Origin of the sequence: uncultured Georgenia sp. (assembly GCF_937958535.1) — a bacterium.
In the GTDB taxonomy this organism is placed as follows: Bacteria; Actinomycetota; Actinomycetes; order Actinomycetales; family Actinomycetaceae; genus Oceanitalea.
Genome location: NZ_CALGNQ010000148.1, coordinates 1 through 8,444, shown reverse-complemented (window position 1 = coordinate 8,444; position 8,444 = coordinate 1). Strand labels below are relative to the sequence as shown.

11 protein-coding genes are annotated in these 8,444 nt (G+C 74.2%); 4 read left to right on the top strand and 7 right to left on the bottom strand.

Annotated features, from left to right (window positions below):
• On the bottom strand, window positions 1–1,261 hold a 1,261-nt coding region (locus tag Q0195_RS08115), incomplete at its 3' end, for a sensor histidine kinase (RefSeq protein WP_299276900.1).
• A 128-nt stretch (window positions 1,262–1,389) separates the two neighbouring features.
• Here Q0195_RS08115 and Q0195_RS08110 point away from each other — a divergent pair.
• Together Q0195_RS08110 and Q0195_RS08105 are read left to right on the top strand one after the other, a co-directional pair.
• Window positions 1,390–2,106: an ABC transporter ATP-binding protein gene (locus tag Q0195_RS08110; RefSeq protein ID WP_299276897.1), complete on the top strand. Its 717-nt coding sequence runs from the start codon at window positions 1,390–1,392 to the stop codon at window positions 2,104–2,106.
• Complete coding sequence (locus Q0195_RS08105; RefSeq protein ID WP_299276895.1) at window positions 2,103–2,921, top strand: ABC transporter permease; 819 nt, start codon at window positions 2,103–2,105, stop codon at window positions 2,919–2,921. Before Q0195_RS08110 ends, Q0195_RS08105 begins: the two co-directional genes overlap by 4 nt.
• A 35-nt stretch (window positions 2,922–2,956) precedes the next feature.
• On the opposite strand, the gene Q0195_RS08100 is transcribed toward Q0195_RS08105, so the two are convergent.
• The 3 genes from Q0195_RS08100 to Q0195_RS08090 all read right to left on the bottom strand — a co-directional run bounded on the left by Q0195_RS08100 (window position 2,957) and on the right by Q0195_RS08090 (window position 4,840).
• Window positions 2,957–3,391, bottom strand: a complete 435-nt coding sequence (locus Q0195_RS08100) for a VOC family protein (protein WP_299276892.1) — start codon at window positions 3,389–3,391, stop codon at window positions 2,957–2,959.
• Window positions 3,388–4,230: an AraC family transcriptional regulator gene (locus Q0195_RS08095; RefSeq protein WP_299276890.1), complete on the bottom strand. Its 843-nt coding sequence runs from the start codon at window positions 4,228–4,230 to the stop codon at window positions 3,388–3,390. The genes Q0195_RS08100 and Q0195_RS08095 overlap by 4 nt, the downstream gene beginning before the upstream one ends.
• Before the next feature lie 109 nt (window positions 4,231–4,339).
• A complete protein-coding gene (locus tag Q0195_RS08090) occupies window positions 4,340–4,840 on the bottom strand; it encodes a helix-turn-helix domain-containing protein (protein ID WP_299276888.1) in 501 nt (166 codons plus the stop codon).
• Window positions 4,841–4,934: 94 nt separating this feature from the next.
• On the opposite strand from Q0195_RS08090, the gene Q0195_RS08085 reads away from it, so the two are divergent.
• Entirely contained in the window at window positions 4,935–5,600 is a 666-nt protein-coding gene (locus tag Q0195_RS08085) for a dihydrofolate reductase family protein (protein ID WP_299276885.1), read from the top strand.
• A gap of 51 nt (window positions 5,601–5,651) precedes the next feature.
• Here the strand turns inward: Q0195_RS08085 and Q0195_RS08080 are convergent, their stop codons facing one another.
• From Q0195_RS08080 to Q0195_RS08070, 3 genes are all read right to left on the bottom strand, one after another.
• Window positions 5,652–6,530: a DUF2268 domain-containing putative Zn-dependent protease gene (locus Q0195_RS08080; protein ID WP_299276883.1), complete on the bottom strand. Its 879-nt coding sequence runs from the start codon at window positions 6,528–6,530 to the stop codon at window positions 5,652–5,654.
• A gap of 234 nt (window positions 6,531–6,764) precedes the next feature.
• Window positions 6,765–7,115 (bottom strand): iron chaperone, encoded by a 351-nt coding sequence (locus Q0195_RS08075; protein WP_299276880.1) that lies wholly within the window; start codon window positions 7,113–7,115, stop codon window positions 6,765–6,767.
• A gap of 76 nt (window positions 7,116–7,191) precedes the next feature.
• The gene (locus tag Q0195_RS08070; RefSeq protein WP_299276878.1) at window positions 7,192–7,431 is read right to left on the bottom strand and encodes a hypothetical protein; all 240 of its coding nucleotides are present in this window, start codon (window positions 7,429–7,431) and stop codon (window positions 7,192–7,194) included.
• Between the two features lie 89 nt (window positions 7,432–7,520).
• On the opposite strand from Q0195_RS08070, the gene Q0195_RS08065 reads away from it, so the two are divergent.
• Window positions 7,521–8,444 (top strand): RuBisCO large subunit C-terminal-like domain-containing protein (locus Q0195_RS08065; RefSeq protein ID WP_299276875.1); only part of this gene is annotated, 924 nt, incomplete at its 3' end.

The following is an 8,444-nucleotide window of genomic DNA, read 5'->3' as shown; positions in this document are numbered from 1 at the left end:
CCGGTTGCGCCGGCTCCGCGGGGTTCGGGTGTCGCGCGCCGGGGCGCCGCTCGATGGTCAGGGCGCGGGGTCCGAGCGGTGTCGCGGCCGTGCGCGGCAGCCGGACGGTGACCGCGAACCCCTCCCCCGGCCCCGACTCGACCGCCACGTACCCGCCCAGGGCCCGCACGCGCTCCGCCATGCCGTGCAGCCCGTTGCCCGGGACCACCACCGGTGCACCGCGGCCGTCGTCGCGCGCGTGGACGGTCAGGGTGCCGGCGTCGTCCTGGGTGACGGCGACGTCGAGCCGGTGCGCACCGGAGTGACGCAGCGTGTTGGTGGCGATCTCCTGCACGGCACGCCCGACGGCGAGCGCCACGTCCTGGCCGGGCGGCTCGGCCACGTCGACCTCCAGACCGACGGCGAGGCCGGGCAGCTCACCGAGGAGCTCGCGCAGCGTGTCGGCGAGCTGCTGCGGCTCGTCGCGCAGGGCGCTCACGGTGTCGCGCACCTCGGTGAGCAGCCCCTTGGCGATGTCCCGCGCGCGGGTGACGTGGAGGGCGCCGTCCCCCGCGCCGCGGTGCCCCGCGATCTCGAGCTCGAGGGCGAGCGCGGTGAGCTGGTGGCCCACCCCGTCGTGCAGGTCGCGGGCGATGCGCAGCCGTTCGGCGTCCCGGCTGGCCGCCGAGAGCAGGGCGGTGGCGGCGCGGAGCTCAGCGTGCGCGGTCCGCAGCTCCTCGTGGGTGGCGCGCAGTCGGCGGTGCGCGTCGTCGAGCTCGGCCCGTGCCGCGCGCTCCCGCTCGGCACCGCGGATGACGACGACGGCGAACGCCTGGAAGGAGGCGAACGCACCGGTGAGGGCGAGCACGGCAGCGCCGTCGGCGGCGGTGAGCACCATCCCCAGTGCGACGGCCACGGACTGCAGCACGACGAGCGTGGTGACCACACCGCGGGAGAAGAGCGAGGTCCAGGTGCCCGCCGTGACGACGAACAGGGTGGCCATCCAGGTGAGCGTCGGGTCGAGGAACCACACCGCCAGCCCCGCGGCGAGCAGCACCAGCGCACCGGCGCGCTCGGGCAGCAGCGGGCGCCGGGAGACGAGCTCGGACAGCGCGACGTAGACCAGCACGTAGGCCCCGAAGGCCAGCCCCCACGCGACGGCCCGGTCGCCCTCCGGCTGCCAGCTCCCGGTGGCTGCGGAGACCCCCACGGCGGCGCCCGAGACGAGGACGGCGGCCAGTCCGGTGGCAGCACCGCCTCCGACGTCGGTGGGGGAGGTCACACCCGTGATGGTAGAGCGGCGGGGTGCTGCCGGGGGTGCCATTGGTCATGGGCCGAAGTCGGGCCTTTCGGCACCACCGCGCTCCCCCGCCGGGCTCCTAGCGTCGAGTCGACAGGAAGGAGCCGACGATGGACGTTCTCTCGCTCACTGGCGTGCACAAGAGGTACGGCCCGACGACCGCCCTGGCGGGGGTGGACATCGCCGTCGCGCGCGGGGAGATCGTCGCCCTGCTCGGCCCGAACGGTGCCGGCAAGACGACGGTCTTCGAGCTGCTGCTGGGGCTGGTGCGCCCCAGCGCGGGCCGGGTCGAGGTGCTGGGGGCACCGCCGGGCTCCCACCGGCACCGGGTCGGGGCGATGCTCCAGTCCGCCGGGCTGCCGGACCAGGTGACGGTCGCGGAGCTGGTCGGGTTGGTCGGCCGCGCCTACCCGCGGCCGCTGCCCGTGCGCGAGGTGCTCGAGCGCACCGCCCTGGCCGACCGGGCACGCCGCACGGTCACAGCGCTGTCGGGGGGCGAGCGGCAGCGCCTGCTGCTCGCGATGGCGCTCGTCGGGGCACCGGAGCTGCTGCTGCTCGATGAGCCGACCGCCGCGATGGACGTCGCCGCCCGGCGCACCTTCTGGCGGCTGGCGCGGGCGAGCGTCGCCGACGGTGCCACCGTCCTGTTCGCCACGCACGACCTCACCGAGGCGGAGGCGGTGGCGGACCGGGTGGTCGTCGTCGCCGGTGGCCGGGTGCTGGCCGACGCACCGCCGCGTGAGCTGCTCGCGGACGGTGGCGCCCTGGAGGACGTGTTCCTCACGCTGACCGAGGAGAGTCCCGCAGTCGAAGGAGCCTGGAGATGAGTGCTGTCGTCCCCAGTCCCGCGGTCGTGCCGCTGCGGCTGCTGGGGGTGTCGTCCGCGGGACAGCTGCGGTCCTCGTTCCGCAGCGCGGAGTTCGCCGTCGGTGCGATGGCCGTGCCGGTGCTGCTCTACGCGATGTTCGGGCTGCCGCGGGTCGGCAGCCTGCTCCCCGCCGGCACACCCGTCACGCTGGCGATGCTCGTGTCGATGGCCTGCTACGGCGTCGTGTCGCTGGCGATCTTCACCTTCGGGGAGGACGTGGCCAAGGAGCGCGGCCGCGGCTGGCCCCGCACCCTGGCGGCGACGCCGTTCCCCACCTGGGTGCACCTCGCCGGCAAGTCGGCCACCGCGGTGCTCCACGCGGGGCTCGTCGTCGTGGTCATGGCGGCGGTGGCGGCGGCGTTCGGCGAGGTCCGGCTGCCGGTGACGGCGTGGCTCTCGTTGGCCGCCACGCTCGTCGGCGGGGTGCTGCTCTTCGCCCCGCTCGGCTTCGCGATCGCGTTCCTCGCCCGTCCGCGCGCGGCGACGGTGATCGCCAACCTCGTCTTCCTGCCGCTGAGCTTCGCCTCAGGGTTCTTCTTCCCGCTCGGGGAGCTCCCCGACGTCGTCGGACGGGTGGCGCAGTGGCTCCCGACGTACCACTTCGGACAGCTGGCCTACCGGACGGTGATCCCGGTCGAGGACGTCGAGCTCTGGGTCGGTCGGGCGGCGCAGCCGCCGTGGGTGCACCTGGTGTGGGTGGCCGCGAGCGCCGTGGTGCTCGGTGCGGCGGCACTGACGGCAGCCCGGCGCGAGGCGGTCACGAGGCGCGGCTGACGGCCGCTCGCGGCCGCTGCGCGAACGCGCGGCCGCTACTCCCCGCGGTAGGTGCCCATGCTCCACAGGTTCCCGTCGCGGTCCCGGAGGGAGAAGGTCGCCGGGTCGTAGGGCGTCTCGTGGAGCCCGAGGAGGACCTCGACGTCGTCGGCGGCCCGCACGCGCTCCCATGCGGCCTCGACGGTCGACCGCTCGGCGGCGGCGACGTACACGCCCTGGGGGCCGAGGGCGCCCCAGTCCCCCGCCTTGCCGCGGCTGCCGAACATCACGCCGCCGCCGTCGGGCCAGCGGGCCTCGGCGTGGACGACGGTCCCGTCGTCGTCGCGGTAGAGCGCGGTGACGACGAACCCGAGGACGTCGGTGAGGAAGCGGACACCGGCGTCGACGTCGGTGAAGCCCACACTCGGCCAGACGCTCGGGGTCGGGGCGGGCAGGCCGGTCTGCTGGGTGGTTGCCTCGTTGCTGCTCATGTCAGGGAGTGTGCGCGCACCTCGGCGGGTACGTCTTGCACAAATGGGAGCTCCTCGCGGACCCAGGTCGTGATGCTCACCCCGGTGAGCGCGCGCCACTCCCGCGCCAGGTGCGGCTGGTCGGCGTACCCGGCCACGACGGCGAGCTCGGCGAGGGGCGGTCGCCGGGTGCGGAGCAGCCGCTGCGCCTTCTCGAACCGGACCACGCGCGCCGCCTCCTTCGGCGTGAGGCCGGTGACCAGCCGGAAGCGCTCGGCGAGGTGGCGCCTGCCCCACCCGACGTGGGCGGCGACCGTGGCGATCGGGAGCGTGCCGTCGCCGGTCAGGATGAGCCGCCACGCCTCGGCGACCTCGGGGGCGATGGAGGCCCGGCCGAGGTGTCCGTCCCAGTCGGCGGCGCGACGGAGCAGGGCGGCGTCCAGCAGGCCGAACCGCTCGTCCCAACCGGATGCGGTGGCGAGCCGGTCGACGAGCCTGAGGGCGAGGTGCCCGACGACGTCGCCGAGGTCGACGGCGCGGCCGCGCAGCTCACCGGCGGGCACGCCGAGGAGCACGCGCGCCCCGAGCGGCGTGAGCCCGTACTGCAGGCCCTCCTGCGGACGGGTGGCGTCGATCAGGGCGGCACTGGTGTGGAGGCCCCCGACGACCCCGTGCGCCGAGACCGGCCGCTCCATCCCGGTGACGCCGAGCGGGGCGAGAAGCTCGATGACGAGCGTGAGGTGGCGGGAGGGCAGCCCGCGGTGCACCCCGGCGGGGTAGGCCGGCACCCGGTAGCCCACGGCGCTGGAGACGAGGGGGCGCAGCGGGGCCGGCACGGTGTGCGGCACCAGTGCGGACATCTGCCCATGGTGGCCGAGTGGGCGGCCCGCGCCAAGGCCCCCGGCCGTCGGAGGTTCCCGCGGTGCCGGCGCCGACGACCGGCACCGCCCCGCACACCGGGTCAGGCCCTCAGCCTGCCGCCTGCTCGGCGAGCGCCTGCTCGTAGGCGGTCTGGAGCCGCTCGAGCACGGACGGTGTCCCGGCGGGTCGGGGGATGCCGAGGTGGATCTCGCGCAGCTCGTCCATGAGGTCCTCCCACAGCGCCGGGCCACCCTCCTCGAGGACCTGTGCACGGATGCTCAGCTCGGGGGTCACGGGCAGGTGCCGCCTGCCCCACGCGCCCAGCTGGGCGAGCACGGGGACGAGCTGGATCGCCGGCTCGGTGAGGCTGTAGAGGCGCTTCTGCCGGTGGCTGGGGTCGGGCGTGCGCGTGAGGAGCCCGGCGTCCACGAGCCGGCGGAGCCGGTCGCCGAGGATGTTGGAGGCGATGCCCTCCTCGGAACGGGTGAGCAGCTCGCGGTAGTGCCGCCGGCGCCCGAAGACGATGTCGCGGATGACGAGCAGCGACCACCTGTCCCCGATCACCTCGAGGGACAGGTTGATCGGGCACCCCGAGCGCCGTTCCACCACGAGCCCTCCCTCCCGAGAAAACTGATTGCAGGTTACCTCCGGTCCGGATACCGTACCGACCAGTGGCAATGTGCAAGCAGTCGAGGAGGACGCGATGAGCCGGGTGACCTGTGACGTGACGGTGTCCCTCGACGGGTTCGTCGCCGGACCCGACCAGTCCCGTGAGGAACCGCTCGGAGTGGGCGGCGAGCGGCTCCACCGCTGGCAGTTCGAGCGGGTGGAGGAGAACGCGGACGAGCGCGCCGCCATCGTCGCCGCACGCGCCTTCATCATGGGGCGCAACATGTTCGGTCCGGTCCGCGGCGAGTGGGACGAGGAGTGGCGCGGCTGGTGGGGTGAGGACCCGCCGTACCACGCACCGGTGTTCGTGCTGACCCACTACCCGCACGAGCCGGTCGAGATGGAGGGCGGCACCACCTTCCACTTCGTCACCGACGGCATCACCGCCGCGATCGAGCAGGCGCGCGCCGCGGCCGGTGACGGGGACGTCGCCGTCGCGGGCGGCGCCGGCACGATCAACCAGTACCTCGCTGCGGGGTTCATCGACGAGCTCCGGCTGCACATCGCGCCGATCGTCCTCGGCGCGGGCGAACGCCTCTTCGCCGACGTGGGGGACCTCGAGCTCGTCCCGGTGAGCAGCCGGACCACGCCGCTCGTCACGCACGTCACCTACCGCAGCATCGGCGCAGCGGGCGACGGCACGCACGGCGGAGCCTCAGCGGCGGCCGACCGTGGCGGGGCGGGCCACGCCGCCGGCTGATCCGGCGGCGCCGTCCCTTCGGGAGGACGACGCGGTACCCTCCACGGAGCGTCAGCGGCGGCCGACCGTGGCGCGGATGACCTCGTCCCGGTCGGCCAACAGGGCCTGGGCCGCCGTCTGTCCGGTGGCGGAGAGGTAGGCGTCGACCAGGCGGTTGCCCGCCGCGTAGCCGGCACCGGTCGGCAGTCCTACCGCCTGCGCGCCGAAGCGCACGGCGTGGGCGTCGCCGAGGACCCACGCGGTGAAGTGCTCCATCCCGGTGACGTCGAGCCCGGTGAGGACCTTGGCGAACACGTCGTCGTCGGCGAGGAGATCGCGGCCGATGACGGTGTAGCCGAGGTCGCCGTAGAGCTGGCGGGCGAAGGCGTCGGCGAGCCCTTCGGCGACGACGTGCTCGCCCACCGTGACGGTGGCCGGGTCCCAGACCCGGTTCGCGTAGCGCAGGTTGTGGTTCAGCTCGTGGACGGCGATGGCCTCGACCTGCTCGAGGATCTCCGGCCGGGGCCAGATGTTGATCCACAGGTATCCGGTGACGCTGCCGTTGGCGCTCATGCCGCGGCTCGCGCCCATGAAGAGGTCGTCATCGGGGTTGCCCAGGACGATGAGGACGACGATCTCCTCGGGCACGGTGATGTCCGGGGTGGCGTCCAGCTGGACCGTCAGGGCCTTCTCGAGAGCGCCCTCGACCCGCTCCCACACTCGCGCCTCCGCCATGCGGTCGACGGCCGGGAGGTAGCGGTCATCGTCGGCGTCGAGCCGGAAGCCGGCCCCCATGTGGTGGAGGGTGACGACGTCGGGCTCGCCCGGGAAGTACCGGTACATGCCGGCCGCGCGGTCGAGAAAGGGCCGGAAGAGCTCGGCGCGTCGGTCGACCGGCGCGTTGAGGACCTCGCGCATGGCGGTGTGGCTGTCGAGCACGGTGAACGTCATACGCGGGACGCTAGGGCCTCACGTCACGGGAGGGTCAAGGCGATTTCGCGTACTCGGCTGCCGGGACCGCGGCACCCCGATGGCCGCGGCCACCGAGGGCTTCGCGCGCTCGGCCGCCGGACCTCGCCGCACCCTCTCGCACTCAGCCGCCGAGGACCCCGCACGCCCGCCCGCGTCATCAGCCGCCGGACCCGACGGACGCCGGCCTACTCGGCCGTCCCCGCGGGGTCGACCTCAGCCCTTCGCACCCCGCCGGGAGGTCCGCGCGAGCCGCTCGACGAGGTCGTCCGGGATCGGCTTGCGTGGGGTGAAGGTGATGCCGGTCTTGGTGGCCTTGTGGCCCGCGGCCGCGATCTCTTCGGCGTGCTCGGCGATGGCGTGCGGGAGGAGGTAGAGGCCGCACTGCTTGCTGAACGCGGCGTAGCTCGCGACGACCGTGCCGCCGACCGCGAAGCCCGGCATGTTGTACGCCACGGCCTCCTCGGCGTCGGGCAGCGTGCGCGCCAGGACCGTGCGCAGCCACCTCAGCTCGTCGTGGAACTGCCCGGGTGCCGCGGCGATGTAGGCGTCGTGGTCGGTCGTCATGCTGCGTCTCCCGTTCTCGTCGTCGCCTGGGCCGACGGCGACCCTAGCCTAGCCGCGGGCGAGGGCGCCGGCGCGGTCAGCCGTGCCCGGCGCCCTCCGCGTGCTCGCCGGGCTCGCCGCTGAGCGACTCGGCACCCCGGGCGATGCGGCGCCCGTGCCGGCTCTCCTCGGGCGGGTCTCCCCCGGCGAGGGACTGCGCCCCCTCCGCGACGGGAGCACCCTCGACGTGCTCCGGGTCGCCGCTGAGCGACTCGGCACCCGGGGCGACCGCTCGCCCGAGGTGCTCCTCCAGATGTGACCTGTGGGCCTCGTCCACGGCGCGACCTCCGTCCCGCTCGCTCGTCCCGCTCCGGCACGGGACGACGCGTTCTCCAGCCTAGCCACCCCCCTCCGAAGGAGCCATCGATGACGCTGTCCACCGACCTCTTCGTCACGCCCGAGGACGTCCGCACCAAGGACTACCTCCTCGCCACCCACTACCTCGAGCTCGACGCCGAGTCCGACGTGCTCGCCAAGACCACCGCCTTCGCCGTCGGGCAGACGGTCGGTACCTGGATCGACGTCCCGGGGCTCACGCCGGAGCTGCGCGCCCGGCACGAGGGACGGGTGGTCCGGGTGCTGGAGGCGCCGCCGGTGGACGTGCGCAGCCAGGCCGAGGGCGAGGTGCACGGCTTCTTCGTCCAGCTCGCGCTGCCGACGGTGAACTTCGGGGCCCAGTTCCCGATGATGCTCACCACGCTCCTCGGCAACGACGCCTCGACCTCGGTGCAGGCCAAGCTCGTCGACCTCGAGCTGCCCGACTCCTTCGCCGCCGAGCTCGGCGGCCCGCGGCACGGCATCGCCGGCGTGCGCGACCTCGTCGGGGTCCACGACCGGCCGTTGACGCTCAACATGATCAAGCCGTGCACCGGGCTGGCCCCGGCGGACGCGGCGAAGATCTTCTACGAGACGGCGCTGGGCGGCGTCGACCTCATCAAGGACGACGAGCTCCTCGGCAACACCGCCTTCTCCCCCGTGGAGGAGCGGGTGCGCGAGTTCGGCAAGGCCGCGCGCGCCGTCCTGGAGGAGACCGGCAAGGACGTCGTCTACCTGCCCAACGTCACCGACAGCCCCGACCGGGTGGTCGACACCGCGCGGCGCGCCGTCGACGCCGGGGCGCGCGCCGTCATGGTCACCTACGCGACCGTGGGCTACGGCATGGTCAAGGCGGTGGCCGACGCCGTCGACGTCCCGGTGCTGGGCCACTTCGCCGGCAGCGGCATGTTCTTCGAGGGCTCCCACTCCGGGATGTCCTCACCCCTCGCAGCGGGGCTGCTGCCGCGGCTCGCC